A 17153-nucleotide genomic window follows, 5' to 3' on the forward strand; every position below is an offset into this window, starting at 1 on the left:
GTCTTCGCCCTTCGTTTCCTCTACCGGACTTCCGCCGCACAGCATAAACCTCAACCCGACGTTGAGGTCAAGAAGTTTTCTTCCCTACCGCGCGCCCTTGAGGCGGCGCTGGTAGGCGCGGACGATCTGCGACAAAGTGAAGCAGACGAAGAAGTAGATGAGCGCCATCAGGGCGAAGATGGCGAAGATCTGCACCGTGGAGTTGTAGCTGTTCATGAGGATCATGCCGCGGCCCATCAGCTCCTGCAGGGCCATGGCGCCCCACAGATACGACGTGTCCTTGATGGTGGTCACGAACTGCGAGAGCAGCGCCGGTACCATGTTGCGCAGGGCCTGGGGCAAGATGATGTACAGGTACATCTGCGGCGCCGAGAACCCCTGGGAATGGGCGGCCTCGTACTGGCCCGCCGGCACGCTCGCCAGGCCGCCGCGGACGATCTCGGCCACCGAGGCCGCGGTGAACAGCGTGAAGGCGAGCACCGCCGCGGGCAAGGGCGGCAGCTGGGCCACGAAGAACGTGAACATGATCCACAGAAGCAGCGGCGTGTTCTTGAACAGCTCCACATAGGCGATGGAGAAGCCGCGCAGCATGCGGGAGGAGGATCCGCGCATGATGGAGATGACGGCGCCGAGCACAACGGAGCAGGCGATGGCCAGCGCCGAGATGACGAGGGTGAGCCCGAGCCCTTCCAAAAGGAAGCGGATGTTCGTCCAGGTGAGCAAAGCGGCGATGTCGCTCATTTCTGGCCTCCTCTCCGGCCCTTGCCCTTGCGACGGCCGCCGGTGCGGCCGATGGCGCCGCGCACACGGGCGATTCCGCGACGGTTCCGCGGCGTGCGGGGCGCCACGGTGCGACGGTCGGGCCACGCCGGCGCGTCGATGCCGTAAAGCTCCGCGTACGTGAGGTAGCGGCCCTTGTCCATCACGGGAGGCACCAGCGTGCTCGTGCCCTCCACCATGGTCGTCACGCCGGCGGCCATGGCCTGGGCGGCCGCGTGCCCGGTGATGTCGTGGGTGCCCGGCGTCACCTCCAAAGCGTCGGCCGCAAGCGCCTCGGTGGCGTCACCGGTGGCCACGTGGCGGTGGGCGCCCATGCGATGCTCAAGATACACGGCACCGCGCGAGAGCGGGAAGCAGATAGCGAAATACAGCACGGCGGCGGCCACGTAGGCCGGCCCGTAGTAGCTCGTGTCCCCGGCGAAGGAGTTCGCGAAGTACATGAGCTCGCCGCCGGCGATGAGCGCGAGCACCGAGGTGTTCTTCACGAGGTTAGCGGCCTGCACGGCCAGAGGCGGCAAGATGATGCGCATGGCCTGGGGCAGGATGATGAGCGTCATGGTCTGCACCGGCGAGAAGCCCTGGCTCTTGGCCGCCTCGAACTGGCCGCGGTGCACCGAGCCGATGCCGCTGCGCACTACTTCCGACATGTAGCCGCCATGGTAGGCGCCGATGGCGATGACGCCGATCCAGAACGAGGCGATGGTGAGCCCGATCAGCGGAAACACGGCGTAAAGCACGAACACCTGCAGAAGCAGCGGAATGTTCTGCACCGTCTCCACGTAGACGCGCGTGAGGGCGCGCAGGATGTGGAAGCGCGACACCGCGAACACGCCGAAGACGAAGCCCAAAACGAGCGCGATGACGAGGGCCAAAGCCGAGATGGCCGCGGTCATGCCGAAGGCGGCCAGGATGTCGGGCCATCGCGCGAAGAGCGCTTCCCACTTGTAGGGCGCGAATATCTCCGTCATCGGGACGCGCCCCCTTCCGCGCCGCTCGCGCCCGCAGCGCCTTGGCCGCTCGCATCCGCGGCATCATCAGCGGGCGCCTCGGTGCCCGCAGCTCCCCCGTCGTCGGCCGGATCCCCCGCCCCCAGGCCCGTGCCGCCGGCGCTCTGCTCGGCTTCCACATCGGCCTCGGTGACCAGCGACAGGCCCCAGCGTTCCTTCAGCGCTCGCAGCGTGCCGTCGACCTCCATGGCCGCGATGGCGTCGTCGATGGGCTTGGAATACTCGCTGCCCTTCTTCGTGGCCACGCCGTACTCCTGGGGCGCGAACTGCGTCGGCAGCAAGTAGGTGGTGTCGTCCTGATAGCCCAGAAGGATGGAGCTGTCCACGGAGAACGCGTCCACGCGCCCGGCCACGAGCGCGATCTTGATCTCGGGATAGGTGGCGTACTCGGCGAACTTCAGCGTGATGCCCGCCTCGGCAGCAGCGGCCCCCAGCTTGTCCTTGGTGGTGGCCGACAGCGCCACGCCCACGGTCTTGCCATCGAGGCCCGAAAGATCGGTGATGCCCGACTTCTTCAGCACGAGCACGCCGATGTGATCGATGTAGTAGGGCCGAGAGAAGTCGTAGGTTTTCTTGCGCGCGTCGGTGATGGTGAAGGTGGCAAGCGTTGCGTCCAGGGTGCCGTTGTCCAGCATCGCCCCGCGGGTGGTCACGTTCACGCCCACGATCTCCAGGGCGTTCGCATCGCCTTTGAGCCGCGCGGCCAGCTCGCGGGCCACGTCCACTTCCAGTCCCTCCACGCTTCCCGTCTCGGGGTTCTGGAAACCGAAGCCGGGCACGTCGATCTTCGTGCCGACGCGCAGCACGTCGCCTGTGGGAGCGCAGCCGGAAAGCGGCAGCACCGCACTACCCAGGGCCGCACCCACTGCAGCGGCGCCGGCCAGCCGCACGAAGGCGCGCCGCGTGAGGCAGGCCCCGCCTGGCGCGGCCGCCCCGCTCATCCCGACCTTCCCGTCTGCCAGGCTCGTCACGTTCATCGCGCACCCCCTCACAGTATTTTGGAGAGAAACGCCTGCACGCGCTCGTTGGAATCGGGGCCGAAGAGGTAGGCCGGCGTGCCCTCATCCACCACGAGCCCGTTTTCCATGAACACCACCTTGTCGGCGGCATCGCGCGCGAGTCCCATCTCGTGGGTGACCATGACGATGGTCATGTTCGTCTCCGCCAGCGACTTGATGACGTCGAGCACCTCGTTGACCATCTCCGGGTCCAGGGCGCTCGTCGGCTCGTCGAGAAGCATGATCTTCGGGTGCATGTTCAGCGCCCGGGCGATGGCCACGCGCTGCTGCTGGCCGCCGGAGAGCTGGTCGGGGTACTTGTCAAGCTTGCTGGACAGCCCCACGCGCTCCAAGTAGGCGCGCCCCGCCTCCTCCGCCTCCGCCTTCGGCACCTTCAGCACCTTGATGGGCGCGAAGGTGACGTTTTCCAGCACGGTCTTATGGGGGTAGAGGTTGTAGCCCTGGAACACCATGGCCACCTCGCTGGCCAGCTTACGCGTGTCCACCTTCTTGGCCATCATATCGATGCCGTTGACGGTCAGCTCGCCGGAGTCGGGACGCTCCAGGCCGTTGATGGAGCGGATGAGCACGCTTTTGCCCGAGCCGGACGGCCCGATGACGACGACCTTCTCGCCTTCCGCCACATCGAGCGAGACGCCCTTGAGCGCCTCCACCTTGCCGAAGTTCTTCTTCAGATCCCGAGCGGAAATCAGCGGCTCCATGTTCCCACGCTCCTATCTGGGCCGTCGTTCCGAATAGCTACGTGGGAATTTTAACGTTCAGTCAATTTGTCGTGGTTTCGCCGGCGCTACGGGTTTGTCACAGCTTAGTGACGGCCCCGGCGGAAGGGAGCATGGCGGCGCGGGTCAGGAAGCAGCGGGCACGGGCTTTGCGGCCGTCTTCGCCTCCTCGGCGTCCTCGCGGGCGAGCACCGCCTGCATGGCGGCGATGGCGCACTCCATCTGGGCATCGTCGGGCTCGTGGGTGGTAAGGTACTGCATCTGCATGCCGGGCCAGAGAATCACCTTCACGAGCGGGTTGTCCGGGTGACTGCCGGCCCACTTCACCGTGATCTCATAGGAGATGCCGGCGATAACGGGCATCAGCACGATGCGCGCCACAATGACGAGTACGAGCTTCGGCAGCCCGTCGGGCACTCCGAAACCGGAGATGATGGCATTGAGGGGGAAGATGGTGTACACGAGAATGGCGATGACCATGACCATGATGAGGAAGGCGGTGCCGCAGCGCACGTGCAGGCGCGGGAACTGCCGGGCGTTCTCGGGGGTCATAGGCAGGCCGTGCTCGAAGCAGTGGATGGCCTTGTGCTCGGCGCCATGATACATGAACATGCGCTTGATGTCCTCCATGCGGCCGATGAGCCAGATGTAGAACACGAACACGGCCACGCGCAGAAGGCCGTCCACAATGTTCCAGGCCAGCGTGTGATCGTCGTACTCCCCCACGATGAGGTTCGTGATGGCCGCCGGCGCCACGATGAACAGCACCACGCCCAGCACGAGGCCCACCACCATGGAGATCACCATCTCGCGGTGCCCGAACTCCTCGCCAGCAGAAGAATCGCTGGATGCGTCACGCTTCCCCTCATCGCCGCCCTTCGCGGCCGAGGGGCGACCAAGGTCGCCCCCTACGGGATCATTCCCGGGATTGTCCGTAGGGGCGGTGCTTGCGCCGCCCTGGGCCCCGACCTGCGGCCGAGCCGGTGCGTCAGCTCCGCCCACCACCTCGAGGGTGCGCTGAGCACCCAGGCCGTCCACCATCTCGTCGGGGTTGCCGAAATCGCGCTTCCAATCGAAGCCGTCGCGGCCGGCAGCGCGTTCGCCGCGCTTCTCCTCCTCGGCCGCCACGGCCGCCGCGCCCTCAAGCTCGGCCTCCGCTTCCACGAAGGTCGCCTCGGCGGCGGCCTTCTGCTCGCCCTCCTCGTCGCCGAAGGCATGCAGGGCGGCAATCTCCAGGGCCTTGAACCCTAGCATGAGCGACTCCACGAGCGCCCGGCAGCCGCGAACGAGCGGCCAGTACATCCAGCCGTTTTTGTCCTTGCCGGAATTCAGGTCGTGCTCCTCCACGTAGATGGCGCCGTCCGGCTCGCGCACGGCCACGGCCCAGTTGTACTTGCCGCGCATCATGACGCCCTCGATGAGGGCCTGGCCTCCCACGTGGGTCTTTATCGCCCCGTCTTCGGAAAACGCGCGGGACAGATCGCTTTTCTGCTTGGTCATACAGCCGTCCTAAGCGTCGAGCTGCGAGCGGTCGACGCGCGGGTAGGGATTGCCGCAGGTCATCTTGCCCTCCGGACAGGTGCCGTGGATGCAGGGCGCGCCGGCATCGGCGAAGATGTACGGCGCCGTCGGACGGGCGAGTTCCAGCATCTTCCACGCCATCTCGCGAATCTCCCACTGGGCGCGGTTGCAGCAGCGCAGCTCGAAGAAGTGCAGAAGCTCGCGCACGTTCATGGTGATGACGATCTTCGTCTCGCAGGCGTTGGGCAGAAGATAGCGCGCGTCCTCGGCGGGAATGCCCGCCTCCACGAGCGCCCGGTAGGCCTCGGCCACGGCGGCGGCGGCCTCGTCGAAGAGGCGGTCGCACTCGGGATCGGCGGCCACGGTGGCGGGCTTCACCATGGGGATATCGCCCTTGAACTTCACGTAGCGCTGGGACTGCTGGTTGAAGCTGGCGATGCGATGGCGCACCAGCTGGTGCGTGAGCGCACGGGACACGCCGTCGACGGCGAAGGTGTAGCTGGCGTGCTCAAGCGTGGAGAAATGCCCCGAGCCCATGATGGTGGAAAGCACGCTGCGCACCCGCTCGGGCGGCATGGTCTCCATCAGCTCGCTCGCGCCCACCGGCGCATAGCACAGCCGCGCCGCCGTGGCGATGGCGCGCTCGGGGTCGGGCGTATGGTACAGAAGCTCTACCTGCATAACGTCTCCTCGCATCTCGATTTCGTTCCAGAGAAGTATAATGGCTGAACGACCGACGACACGGCTTGGAGGCCCCATGCACGACGAATTTACACCCTTGCTCACCGCAACGGATTGGAACGAGGAGTGGAAAGAGCTCCAGAAGGTGCGGCGCCATGCCGATGACGCGGCGTTCTGGGACAAGCGCTCCGCCACCTTCACCACCAAGGACGCCCCGAACCTCTATGTGGAGAAGTTCTTGGAATACGCGGAGATTCGCTCCGGCGAAACGGTGTTCGACATGGGATGCGGCACCGGAGCTCTGGCCGTGCCGCTCGGCGAGGCGGGGCACAAGGTAGTGGCCGCCGACTTCTCCCAGGGCATGCTGGATCAGATGCAGGCGCGGCTCGACGCAGCCGGCGTGCGCACCGTCTTCCCCAAGCTCATGAGCTGGGAGGACGATTGGCCGGCCTTCGGCGTGCGCGAGGGCATGACCGACGTGGCCATCGCCTCGCGCTCCATCGCCACGGCCGATTTGCGCGACGCCCTTTTGCGCCTGACGGAAGTGGCGCGCCGGCGGGTGTGCATCACGCTGGCCACCGGCTCCTCCCCCCGCGTCGACGAGCGCATCCTGGCCGCCGTGGGGCTGCCCTCGGTGCTCGGCCGCGACTACCTGTACGCGTTCAATATCTTGGCCAATGAGGGGATCAAGGCAGAGGTGCGCTATATCGACAGCACCCGCGACGACACATTCGCCACCCCCGAGGACGCCTACGAGAAGTTGATCGCCATGATCGACGACTCCGCAGCCGTGCGCGCTTCCGACGAGGAGCGCGAGCAGGCGCGCGCCAACTTGCGGGAATGGCTCGCCGCCAACCTCGTTCCCAACGAGACCGCCGGCGCTCCCGACCGCAAGGGCGTCCCCCAGCTCGCCTGGCGCCTCGCCGAGCCCCGCACGGTCACCTGGGCCTTCCTCGCCTGGAATACCCACTAGCAGCAAAAAGGGCCCGGGATTGCCCCCGGGCCCTTGGCGTCATGTCAGTTTCTAAAAGTTAGATACGTTCCACGTTGCTCGCCTGCAGCTTGCCGTTCTGGCCCTCGGTCACCTCGAAGGTAACGGCATCGCCCTCGTTGAGGGTCTTGAAGCCCGACATCTTGATCTCGGAGAAGTGGACGAAGAGATCCTCGCCGTCATTCTGGGAGATGAAGCCGTAGCCCTTCTCGGGGTTGAACCACTTGACAGTGCCTTCCGCCATGATACTTTCCTCTTTCCTCCCGCTCGTCTGACGAGCGGGTATAGCAATACGGGCGCGAAGCCCAGCTCCCTTTTGGGAGCGCGCTATAACTATACGCTAACTTCGGCCAATTTCCTCGGGGAATTTACGCTTCTCCATCACTTGCGGTCATAAGCGCCTCCAGAGCCTCGTCGCTGACGGGGTCGGATCCCAGCTCATGCCCGAAGGCGGCGGCAACAGCGCGACCCTGGGCGCGTCGCAGCTCGGCCATATCCGCACGTCCCGCCTCACCGTGGTAGCGGCCGGAGAGCATGAGGCTGCGGGCAATATACTCCGTAAGGTGCGGGTCGACCCCCGACACCTGCAGCACCGAGGCCAGCGATTCGGGCGCGAGGGAGAGCAGCGCCTCGCCATCCAGATCGGTGGCATCGCCCAGGGCCATATCGAGGGCCCGGGCGGCTCCGTCCGGATCCTCCTCGCCGGCCGCCCGCTCCATGGAGCGCCGAATGGCCCCCAGAAGCTGAGCGATGATGCGCATCAGATAGTCTTGCTCGAACACCGTTGTTCCTCCAATCCCTCCGTAGGGACAGACCTTGGTCTGCCCTCCCGACAGCGTCAACGCCGCGGAAAGGGGCGACCAAGGTCGCCCCTACGGAAACGACGACAGTCGAAATTGCCTCAGCTACGGCTAGCATCCCTCCGGCGGCACGAGGCCCAAATGCTCCCAAGCGCCGGCGGTGGCCTGACGGCCCTTAGGGGTGCGCATCATGAGGCCCTGTTGCATGAGGAAGGGCTCGTACACATCCTCCACCGTGTCGGGATCCTCCGCCAGCGCCGACGCCAGCGTGGTCAGGCCCACCGGACGGCCGCCGAACTGCACGCAAAGCACTTCCAAAAGGCGGTTGTCCACGGCATCGAGCCCCAGATGATCCACCTCGAAGAACGTGAGCGCCTCGGCGGCCACGTCCTCGGTAATGGCACCGTCGCCGCGCACCTGGGCCCAGTCGCGCACGCGCTTCAGCAGGCGGTTGGCCAGACGCGGGGTGCCCCGGGAGCGACGGGCGATCTCAAGCGCGCCCTCCTCGTCGATGGCCACGTTCAGAATGGAAGCCGAGCGGCACACGATGAGGGAGAGCTCCTCGGGCGTGTAGTACTGCAGGCGGAAGGCCACGCCGAAGCGATCGCGCAGAGGGCCGGTGAGCAGGCCCGTGCGCGTCGTGGCGCCGATGAGCGTGAAGCGCGGCAGATCGAGCCGGATGGAGCGGGCCGCCGGGCCCTTGCCCACAACGATGTCCAGCACGAAATCCTCTAGCGCCGGGTACAGCACCTCTTCCACCATGCGGTTCAGACGATGGATCTCGTCGATGAACAGCACATCGCCCTCTTCGAGGTTGGTGAGAATGGCCGCCAAGTCCCCTGTGCGGGCGATGGCCGGCCCCGAGGTGGTGCGGATGGAGGCGCCAAGCTCGTTGGCCACCACCGTGGCGAGCGTGGTCTTTCCCAGCCCCGGAGGGCCCGAGAACAGGATATGATCCGCCGGCTCGCCGCGCCCCTGGGCCGCCGCGATCATGATGCCGAGGGATTCCTTCACCTTCGTCTGGCCCAGATAGTCGTCGAGCCTTTTGGGGCGCAGGGAGAAATCCAGCTCCAGGTCGTCCTCGGTGAGCGTCGGGGCCACCGCGCGCTCGCGCCCCGGCGCCGACGCCGAGCCCTGCGCGCCCGTGCTGTCCCGTGCGGCCTCGAACACCATGCCCTCTATGTCCAGATCGAATGCCATGACTTCCTATCGACTTCCCAAACGTTTCAGGGCATATTGTAGCAGCGCGCCCTCGCTCGCGCCCTCGGGAGCCCCCTTCAGGGCGACCTCGGCTTCGGCGGAAGTGAAGCCCATGGAGAGAAGCGCCTCGGTAGCCCCCTGCACCGCCGCACTGCGCGCGGGTTCGGACGCGCCCTGGCTGAACAGCGATTCCATGCCCGCTTCCAACGTGCCCTTCAGCTCCAGGATGATGCGCTCGGCGGTCTTCTTCCCCACGCCGGGGATGTGGGACACCCGCGCGATGTCCTGGGAGGCGATAGCGTCGGCGAGCTCGGCCGGCGAGAACGTGGAAAGGGCCGCCAGGGCCATCTTCGGCCCCACTTTCGACACGCCGATGAGCTTTTCGAACAGCACTTTCTCTTCTTCGGAGAGAAAGCCGAACAGCGCAATGCCGTTCTCGGTTACGGACAAGTAGGTGAGCACGCGGGCCGTGTCCCCCACGGCCAGCTTCCCCAAGTCGCCCCCAGGCATGGCCACCGCGTAGCCCACGCCGGCGACATCGATATAAGCCGTCTGCGGGGGCAGCACCGCCGCCACGGTTCCGTTCAGAAATGCAATCATGAGAGCCTTCCGTTCTCGTGGGTCGTATAGCATATGGCCGCCGCCAGCGCGTCGGCCGCATGGTCGGGCTCCGGCGAGCGATCAAGGGAAAGCAGGTGCCGCACCATGTACTGCACCTGATCCTTCTCGGCCGAGCCCTCCCCCACCACGGCGAGCTTTATCTGGCGCGGGGTGTACTCGCCCACGGCAAGGCCGCCCTCGGCGCAGGCCACGAGCGCCGCCCCGCGGGCCTGGCCCGTGGCGAAGGCAGCCGTGACGTTCTGCCCGAACCAGACCGTCTCGATGCCGACGCACTCCGGACGGAAGCGCTCGACCACCGCGCCGATCTGGTGGTGGATCTTCATGAGACGCTCGGCCAACGGGCGGGACGCCGGCGTGGCCACGCAGCCGTAGGCCACGCACGCCAGATGCGGCCCGCACTGCTCGATGACCCCCCAGCCCGTATGGGCGAGCCCGGGATCGATCCCCATCACGATGCGCGTCTTGCCAGCCAAAAGATAAGCCCCACTTTCCAAATTCGAGAGGGGCTCATTTTAGAACATATGTTTGTGAAAGGCAAGCAGAATTACGGGCGCTGGCCCATGCCGCCTTCCAACGTGAGGGTCTCGCCGCTCATGAACTTGAAGTCAGGGCTGGCAAGCTGCACCACGACACGGCCGATCTCGGTCTCCACGTTGCCGTAGTGGCCCATGGGGGGCATGTGCACGTTGGCCGTGAAGGCGTCGGGATAAGCTTCCTGGAAGTTCTCCAGAGCGGCCGTCCAGGCCAGCGGGCACACCACGTTCACGTTGATGCCGTCGGGGCCCCATTCGGTGGCGGCCACGCGGCTCATGCCGCGGATGCCCTCCTTGGCGGCGGCGTAGGCGCACTGGCCGAAGTTGCCGAAGAGGCCTGCACCGGAGGCGAAGTTGATGACCGAGCCCTTGGTCTCCTTCAGGTAGGGATAGCACGCCTGCATGTAGTAGAAGGTGGCGTACAGACCCGAGTAGATGGCCAGGTCGAACTGGTCGGTGGTGTGGTCGGCCAGCGTCACGCCGGAAGCGGAGGCCTGGGCGTTGTTCACCAGCACGTCGATGCGGCCGAACTTCTCGATGGCCTGGTCGATGACGTTCTGCACCACGGCCTGGTTGTCGGCCCCGGCATTCACGTCGGCGGCCACGCAAAGCACCTGGATGCCGTATTCGGCCTCCAGCTTCTCCTTGGCCGTCTCCAGCTTCTTCACGTTGCGGCCGGTGATGACCAGGTTCGCGCCCTCCTTGGCGTAGGCGGTGGCGATGCCGTAGCCGATGGAACCGGCGGATCCGTCCTTGAGCGCCGCGAACCCAGCGCCGGTGATGATGGCGGTCTTACCTTCGAGAAAACCCATGGAGCCTCCCTTTTCGTCCTGCGCGGGGCTCCCTCGCTGCTGCACAAAGAGCCTATCGCGCGCTTACCTAAGCTTCACCCTATCAGATTTCCTCGCGACTATGTTTCCAGAATGTTGCGCGGCCCCGTTACGTCCCCGAAAGGCAAAAGGCGCCGAGCCCTGCGGCCCGGCGCCTTCCCTAGCGCGATTGGCTTTAACGCTCGCGAAAACTACTCGTCGAGCGCCTCGGCGATCTCGTCGGTGATGTCCATGGTGTGGTACACCGCCTGCAGATCCTCCAGCTCCTCCAGCTTGTCGATGAGGCGCATGACCTTCTTGGCGTCGGCCACCGACACCGCCGACGGCGTGTTGGCGATCATGGTCATCTCGGCGCCCTTCACCTGGATGCCCTGGGCCTCGAGCTCCTTCACCACGGCCATGAGATCGCCCGGCGCGGTGTAGACGATCCACTCCTCGTCGGCGTCCTCGTAGTCGTCGCCGCCGGCCTCGGCCACGGCGAGCATGAACTCCTCCTCGTCGGCAGCGGCGCCGTTCGGGCCGATGGGGTTCTTCTTGTCGCCGGTCTCGACCTCCTTGGACACCATGATCTGGCCCTTGCGATCGAACTGGAAGGCCACCGAGCCGGAGGTGCCCAGGTTGCCACCGGAATGGGAGAAGGCGGCGCGCACGTCGGCGGCGGTGCGGTTGCGGTTGTCGGTCAGCGCCTCGCAGAGCACCGCCACGCCCGCCGGGCCGTAGCCCTCGTAGACGACGGTCTCGTAGTTGGCGGCGTCCTTGCCGGAACCGAAGGCCTTGTCGATGGCGGTCTTGATCTTGTCCTTGGGCATGGAGTAGCCCTTGGCCTTCTCGATGGCGGCGGCCAGCGACGCGTTGTTGTCGGGGTTCGGGTCGCCACCCTCCTTGGCGGCCACGGTGATGTTGCGAGCCAGCTTGGAGAACAGAGCCGAGCGCTTAGCGTCCTGCGCGGCCTTGCGATGTTTGGTGGTTGCCCACTTAGAATGCCCTGACATGAATACGTCCCTTCGAAACACGAATACAACAGCGGCTTATGGTACCACAAGGGATAAACGCGGGAAATACCCGCCCATTTCCCCTGCACGTTTTTTCTACGGGGGACAAAAGCGAGCGGGCAGCGGGGCGTCCCACGCGCAGGTTGCGCCGCTACTCTTCGCTCACCTTCGACACGAGCTCCTCACGGGAGTTCACGCCGAGCTTCTTGTAGATGCTCTTCACGTGGGTGCGCACGGTGCTCTCCGATATCACGAGCGCATCAGCCACAAAGGCGATGCCGTGACCGCGGCCCAGATACCCCAGGATCTCGCCCTCGCGCGGGGTGAGGCCGCAGGCGCGGGCCAGCTCCTCGCAGCGGGCGGCCACATCGCGCACGGGCGCGGCCTTGGCAGCATCGGCGCCCTCTTCAAGAACGATATCGCCCCTATCGCGCTTCCATGGGGCCAGGAGGGCCGAGGCAAGCAGGTACACGAAGTACAAGGTGCTCACCACAAGCAGCGCCGGGCCGCCGCCCTCAATCTGGAACAGAACCGTCTGGGCCGCTATCACACCGAGCAAGGAGCAGCCCGAAAACCCGGCCACCGTCGTACCGAAGATGAGGCCCGGAGAGAACTCCGAGGCGTGAGCGGCCGCCACGAGACCCGCCAGCGCCAAAATGGCCACGGCGCCGTAGAACACGTAACTCATCCAGGCGGCGAACCACAGGGGGCCGGTCGATGCGGGAAAACAGTTCAGGAAGATGAGCAGCAGCGCGAACAGGGGCACGAGCACTCGGTAGATAAGCGGCATGAGCGGCACGCGCGTGCGCATGAGACAGATGGGAAGCACCACCACGGCGCCCAGCACGCAGCCGAGCACCTCCATATGCACCACGTCGAACAGGACGAACTTGCGCGCCCCCATCATGAAGGCGAACACCATAAGGCCCACAAACGGCATGGCCACCACCTGCGCCATCTGCCTCAGCTGGGCCATGGCACCGAGCGTCGGCGCCGACCTCGATTCCGCCTCCCCTGCTTCCCTGACCGCAATCAAACGCCCGCGCCATGCCAACCAGCAGGGCACCAAACACGAAAGCGGAACGAGCACCGCGAACACGATAAGCCCCACGGCGAAGGTGACCGATGAGAGCAGCAGCTCCACCAGCGCCGCCACGCCCACCATAACCGCCAGCCACAAAAGCGCCTGGCGCAAGTTGAACTGCGCAAGATAGGCCCCCCAAGCAACTGAGAGCACCACCGTAGAGACGGCAAGCAGAAGCCCCGCCGTTACGCCAAAAATCGGCTGGGCAAAGCTCTCGAGCCCTGCAGCCAAAGCGAACAGCGCATAGCCCGCAACGTAAGCCACCGATGCGGCCAGCACGACACCCCCACGCAGGATCACGGCCAAGCGCCCACGCGCCGAGACGATAGCCACCGCGACGCCAAGCACCACGGAAGCGCCCAGAAGCGTATTGGCAAAGGCCGGCATATAGGCCGCTCGTTGCAAAAGTTCCGTTTCGAACAGCAGCTGGTTCGGAGAATAGATGGGCAATGTGGCCAGAAAGGCCGCGAACATGAGCGCCTCTGGTTTGAAATACTTGGAAATCTGCAACGCGGGACCCTCCCTGCCTCGACGCGCTTTGCGTGGGGTAAGTATATCCGATTCGCGCGCGCTTCGAGCACCGTAACCGAACCGTTATTTTCGAAGAGTTTATCTTGACCTGGGGTTTATCTGCGTCTACCCCATTTCCGCGAGGGAAAAAGCCCTCGAAATCCCCCAGCCCGACGATTACTCGCGCGCCCCTTTGGCACTTAGGATGGCACTGCGCGCCGGCCCCAAGGAGGCCGAGGCCGCCACCAAGGAGGGGCGAGCCGCAGCGCGCGTATTTGTTCCCCGAGACATGGGAGGATTAGGGATTATGAGCAAGGCAACGAATCAGGGCATGTCCCGCCGCTCGTTCATCGGTATGGGCGCCGTGGCCGCCATGGCCGCCGGCGCTGCCGGGCTGGCCGGCTGCGCGCCGTCCGGCAGCAGCGCGGGCGGCAGCGAGAGCGCAGGCGACGCCAACACCCAGGCGACCGCCCAGGGCGCCGGCGCGTCCGACGTGCACATCCACAACGTCACCGACACCAGCTGGATGACGCCGCCGGCCGAGGTCACCGACTTCGCCAAGGAGCTGACCTGCGAAGCCGTCGTCTGCGGCCACGGCTTCGCCGGCATCACCGCCTGCCGCGAGCTGGCCGAGCAGGGCAAGAAGGTCATCCTCATCGAGAAGCAGCCCGAGGACACCTACGCCGCCGTGGGCAACGAGTTCGCCGCCCTGAACGCCAAGATCCTGCAGGAGCGCGGCGTGCCGCACATCGATCCAGTAGAGTTCTACCAAAACTTCATGAAGATTACCTCCAACATGCCGAACCCCACGCTCGTCATGAAGTTTGCCCAGAATTCTGAAGAGAACTCCAACTGGTATCTCGACCGTTTGACCGAGGAAGATTTCGCCACCATGACCACGGCCTTCTTCCCGCCCACCGAGCATCAGCTAACCGAGCTTTCCGGCATCAAGTTCTGGCCGAGCGTCTGCTCCTTCTACGGCGAGTGCAACCAGACGAAGATCCAGATGTACAACCAGGCCGCGGCCGAGGAGGCGGGCGCCGAGTTCTACTTCGGCACCACCGCCGAGTACATCATCATGGAGAACGGCGCCGTGGCCGGGCTTGTGGCCTCCGACGCCGACGGCTACGTGAAGATCACCTGCAAGGCCGTGGTCTGCGCCTGCGGCGGCATGGGCGGCAACCCGGACATGATGGCCTACTTCATGCCCGATATGGCCCAGGCGCTCGTCGAGGGCGAGTCGCTGAACTCCATGTCGGCCAACGACGGCCGCGGCGTGCAGATGGCCTACTGGGCCGGCGCGCACCTGGAGACGACCCCCATCCCCGGCATGAACATGAAGGGCCTCTCCGTCCCCGGCAAGATGAACTGCCTGCCCCAAGCCGTGTGGATCGACGAGAACGGCAAGCGCTTCTGCAACGAGTTCTACCCCACCAGCGAGCAGCGCGGGTATCAGACCACGTTCATGAGCCGCAAGACGAAGTACGCCGTGTGCGACAACAACTTCACCGAGTACCGCCAGTACACCCTGCCCCAGCACGCCGGCTTCAACGCCACCGAGGAGAACATCGCCGCCCTGCGCGAGTCGCTGGACAAGGCCTACGCGAAGTTCAAGGGCACCTACGAGGAGCCCGAGCAGACCGAGGGCGAGGGCGGCCCGGGTGGCCACGGCCCCATGACCGAGGTGGAGTTCATCGCCGACGACACCCTCGAGGGCCTGGCGGGCCAGCTGGGACTCACCGGCGACGCCGCTGCCGAGTTCGTCGCCCAGATCGAGCGCTACAACGGCTACTGCGAGGCCGGCGCCGACGCCGAGTTCGGCCGCGCCGCCGAAGTGCTCTTCCCGGTGAAGGACGGTCCCTTCTACGCCTGCACCTTCGACCCGGTTCTCGGCGAGACCATGGTGACCATGGGCGGTATCATCACCGACGGTGACATGAACGCGCTCGATGCCAACTACGAGCCGATTCCTGGCCTGTACATGGCCGGCAACGACTGCGGGCGCCGCTTCGGCACCGAGTACATCACCCCTATCCCGGGCGTGTCGCTCGCCTTCGCGCTGGTGCTCGGCCGCGAGTGCGGCAAGTCCGTGGCGAAGTTCCTCGGCTAGTCGTCCCTACATCCTTCCCGCTGCGGGCCTGATCCCTCCCGGCTCCGCAGATCATCAACAAAGCTCCCGGCCCTCCCCTCCCTGGCCGGGGGCTTTTCTCTTACTCTTCGCGCAACCAGAGACCGGTCTTGCCGCCGTCCTTCTTCAGCAGGCGCACGTCGGCGATCTCCATGCCGCGATCCACCGCCTTGCACATGTCGTACACGGTGAGGCACGCCACACTTGCCGCCGTCAGCGCCTCCATCTCGATGCCGGTCTTACCGGTAACCCCGCAGGTGGTGATCACGTGGATGCCCACGCGGCCGTCGGCGCGCTCGCCCTCGCGCACCGGCTCGCACTCCACCTTCGCCTTAGTGATGTTCAGCGGATGGCACATGGGAATAAGATCGCTCGTCTTCTTCGCGGCCATGACGCCGGCCACCCGTGCGCAGGCGAGCACGTCGCCCTTGGCTGCCTTGCCCTCCACGATGAGCGCCAGCGTCTCCGGCTTCATGGAGATGAAGCCCTCGGCCACGGCCACGCGCTCGGTGTCGGCCTTCTGCGACACGTCCACCATCCGCACGTCGCCGTTCTCATCGATATGGGTCAGCTGTTCGGTCATAGGGTGCTCCTTGCTCTTTCTTCGGTTGGGAGGGCAGACCAAGGTCTGCCCCTACGGTTTCAACGCGACGCCCTTGGGGCTGCGATCTCTTTAGCCGCCGATCTGGCTCATCTTGCGGTCGGTGCCCACTTTGTCATGGTGGTCGTCGGGCTTGGCGCCGAGAGCCGTCAGCAGCACGTCGCGCACTGCGGCGTCATCGCCCTCGCGCAGGGCCGTGCGCACATCGTACTCGGTATCCGAGAACAAACACGGGCGCACCTTGCCGTCGGCGGTCACGCGCAGGCGGTTGCACTCGCTGCAGAAGTGGCGCGACAAGGGGCTGATGAAGCCCACGGTGCCCAGCGCGTCGGGGAACTCGAAGTAGCGGGCCGGCCCCCAGCCCAGAGGCTTCGTCGCCCCGGCCGGGCGAAGCGCGGGCAGCCCCGCAGCGGCGGCCCGCTCGTTGATGATGTCGAACAGCTCCTCGGAGGGGATGACATCGTCCTTGCCCCAGCCCGTGCCGGCATCGACGCTTGTATCCCCCACGGGCATGTACTCGATGAAGCGCACGTGCAACGGGCGATCGATAGAGAGCTTGGCGAACTCCAGGAAATCCTGGTTCAGGCTGCGCACGGCCACGGCGTTCACCTTCACCGGATTCAGCCCCGCCCCGAGAGCCGCATCGATACCGGCGAGCGTGTCCTCTAATCGTCCCGTGCGCGTGATCTCGTGGAACTGGTCGGCGTCAAGCGTATCCAGCGAGATATTCACGCGCGAGAGCCCCGCCGCCTTCAAGTCATCAATCATACGGGGCAGAAGCACCCCGTTGGTGGTCATGGAGACGTTCTCGATGCCCTCGATACCGGTGATGGTATCGACAAGATCGACCACCCCCTTGCGCACCAAAGGCTCGCCCCCCGTGAGACGGACCGAGCGAATGCCAATCCCAGCGGCCACGGCCACCAACCGCTCGATCTCCTCGATGCGCAGGATCTCGTCATGGGACATCGCGCACACGCCCTCCTCGGGCATGCAGTAGACGCAGCGGAAATTGCAGCGATCCGTCAGCGATATGCGCAGATAATCGATAGTGCGACCATGCGAATCTTTCAAGTCAACCCCTCATAACGTGTTTTGACTGCTCATTATAGCGAACTCGAAATAAATCGCAATCA

Annotated in this window: 18 protein-coding genes; 2 read left to right on the top strand and 16 right to left on the bottom strand. The window is 65.4% G+C overall.

What is annotated here, in order from left to right; translation table 11 throughout:
• Positions 1–84: 84 nt before the first annotated feature.
• The 6 genes from AEQU_RS06990 to thyX form a co-directional block, all read right to left on the bottom strand.
• A complete protein-coding gene (locus AEQU_RS06990; RefSeq protein ID WP_022740233.1) occupies positions 85–741 on the bottom strand; it encodes an amino acid ABC transporter permease in 657 nt (218 codons plus the stop codon).
• Positions 738–1748 carry an amino acid ABC transporter permease gene (locus tag AEQU_RS06995; RefSeq protein WP_022740234.1) on the bottom strand — a complete coding sequence of 337 codons (1011 nt, stop codon included), beginning with the start codon at positions 1746–1748 and terminating at the stop codon, positions 738–740. Before AEQU_RS06995 ends, AEQU_RS06990 begins: the two co-directional genes overlap by 4 nt.
• Positions 1745–2764: a transporter substrate-binding domain-containing protein gene (locus AEQU_RS07000; RefSeq protein ID WP_022740235.1), complete on the bottom strand. Its 1020-nt coding sequence runs from the start codon at positions 2762–2764 to the stop codon at positions 1745–1747. Before AEQU_RS07000 ends, AEQU_RS06995 begins: the two co-directional genes overlap by 4 nt.
• An 11-nt stretch (positions 2765–2775) precedes the next feature.
• The gene (locus tag AEQU_RS07005; RefSeq protein WP_022740236.1) at positions 2776–3507 is read right to left on the bottom strand and encodes an amino acid ABC transporter ATP-binding protein; all 732 of its coding nucleotides are present in this window, start codon (positions 3505–3507) and stop codon (positions 2776–2778) included.
• A gap of 144 nt (positions 3508–3651) precedes the next feature.
• A complete protein-coding gene (locus tag AEQU_RS07010) occupies positions 3652–5025 on the bottom strand; it encodes a DUF1385 domain-containing protein (RefSeq protein WP_022740237.1) in 1374 nt (457 codons plus the stop codon).
• A 9-nt stretch (positions 5026–5034) separates the two neighbouring features.
• The gene (thyX, locus tag AEQU_RS07015; RefSeq protein ID WP_022740238.1) at positions 5035–5727 is read right to left on the bottom strand and encodes an FAD-dependent thymidylate synthase; all 693 of its coding nucleotides are present in this window, start codon (positions 5725–5727) and stop codon (positions 5035–5037) included.
• 76 nt (positions 5728–5803) lie between these two features.
• Between thyX and AEQU_RS13035 the strand changes: the two genes are divergently transcribed.
• Positions 5804–6700, top strand: a complete 897-nt coding sequence (locus AEQU_RS13035; protein ID WP_022740239.1) for a class I SAM-dependent methyltransferase — start codon at positions 5804–5806, stop codon at positions 6698–6700.
• Positions 6701–6758: 58 nt separating this feature from the next.
• On the opposite strand, the gene AEQU_RS07025 is transcribed toward AEQU_RS13035, so the two are convergent.
• The 8 genes from AEQU_RS07025 to AEQU_RS07060 form a co-directional block, all read right to left on the bottom strand.
• Positions 6759–6962, bottom strand: a complete 204-nt coding sequence (locus AEQU_RS07025; RefSeq protein ID WP_022740240.1) for a cold-shock protein — start codon at positions 6960–6962, stop codon at positions 6759–6761.
• A gap of 124 nt (positions 6963–7086) precedes the next feature.
• Positions 7087–7500 carry a hypothetical protein gene (locus AEQU_RS07030; RefSeq protein ID WP_022740241.1) on the bottom strand — a complete coding sequence of 138 codons (414 nt, stop codon included), beginning with the start codon at positions 7498–7500 and terminating at the stop codon, positions 7087–7089.
• Positions 7501–7629: 129 nt separating this feature from the next.
• The gene (gene ruvB / locus AEQU_RS07035; RefSeq protein ID WP_022740242.1) at positions 7630–8718 is read right to left on the bottom strand and encodes a Holliday junction branch migration DNA helicase RuvB; all 1089 of its coding nucleotides are present in this window, start codon (positions 8716–8718) and stop codon (positions 7630–7632) included.
• Between the two features lie 6 nt (positions 8719–8724).
• Positions 8725–9318 carry a Holliday junction branch migration protein RuvA gene (gene ruvA, locus AEQU_RS07040; protein ID WP_022740243.1) on the bottom strand — a complete coding sequence of 198 codons (594 nt, stop codon included), beginning with the start codon at positions 9316–9318 and terminating at the stop codon, positions 8725–8727.
• On the bottom strand, positions 9315–9788 hold the full coding sequence (gene ruvC / locus AEQU_RS07045) for a crossover junction endodeoxyribonuclease RuvC (RefSeq protein ID WP_041715224.1): 474 nt from the start codon (positions 9786–9788) through the stop codon (positions 9315–9317). The genes ruvA and ruvC overlap by 4 nt, the downstream gene beginning before the upstream one ends.
• Positions 9789–9883: 95 nt before the next feature.
• Entirely contained in the window at positions 9884–10684 is an 801-nt protein-coding gene (locus AEQU_RS07050) for an SDR family NAD(P)-dependent oxidoreductase (RefSeq protein ID WP_022740245.1), read from the bottom strand.
• Between the two features lie 209 nt (positions 10685–10893).
• The gene (locus AEQU_RS07055) at positions 10894–11694 is read right to left on the bottom strand and encodes a YebC/PmpR family DNA-binding transcriptional regulator (protein WP_022740246.1); all 801 of its coding nucleotides are present in this window, start codon (positions 11692–11694) and stop codon (positions 10894–10896) included.
• Positions 11695–11845: 151 nt separating this feature from the next.
• A complete protein-coding gene (locus tag AEQU_RS07060) occupies positions 11846–13288 on the bottom strand; it encodes a helix-turn-helix transcriptional regulator (protein ID WP_041714595.1) in 1443 nt (480 codons plus the stop codon).
• A 307-nt stretch (positions 13289–13595) separates the two neighbouring features.
• Here AEQU_RS07060 and AEQU_RS07065 point away from each other — a divergent pair, with 307 nt between their 5' ends.
• A complete protein-coding gene (locus AEQU_RS07065) occupies positions 13596–15398 on the top strand; it encodes an FAD-binding protein (RefSeq protein ID WP_244874817.1) in 1803 nt (600 codons plus the stop codon).
• A gap of 100 nt (positions 15399–15498) precedes the next feature.
• On the opposite strand, the gene moaC is transcribed toward AEQU_RS07065, so the two are convergent.
• Positions 15499–15999 carry a cyclic pyranopterin monophosphate synthase MoaC gene (gene moaC, locus AEQU_RS07070; protein ID WP_022740249.1) on the bottom strand — a complete coding sequence of 167 codons (501 nt, stop codon included), beginning with the start codon at positions 15997–15999 and terminating at the stop codon, positions 15499–15501.
• A gap of 90 nt (positions 16000–16089) precedes the next feature.
• Positions 16090–17091, bottom strand: a complete 1002-nt coding sequence (moaA, locus tag AEQU_RS07075; RefSeq protein WP_022740250.1) for a GTP 3',8-cyclase MoaA — start codon at positions 17089–17091, stop codon at positions 16090–16092.
• Positions 17092–17153: the final 62 nt, after the last annotated feature.

Source organism: Adlercreutzia equolifaciens DSM 19450, assembly GCF_000478885.1.
GTDB lineage: Bacteria > Actinomycetota > Coriobacteriia > Coriobacteriales > Eggerthellaceae > Adlercreutzia > Adlercreutzia equolifaciens.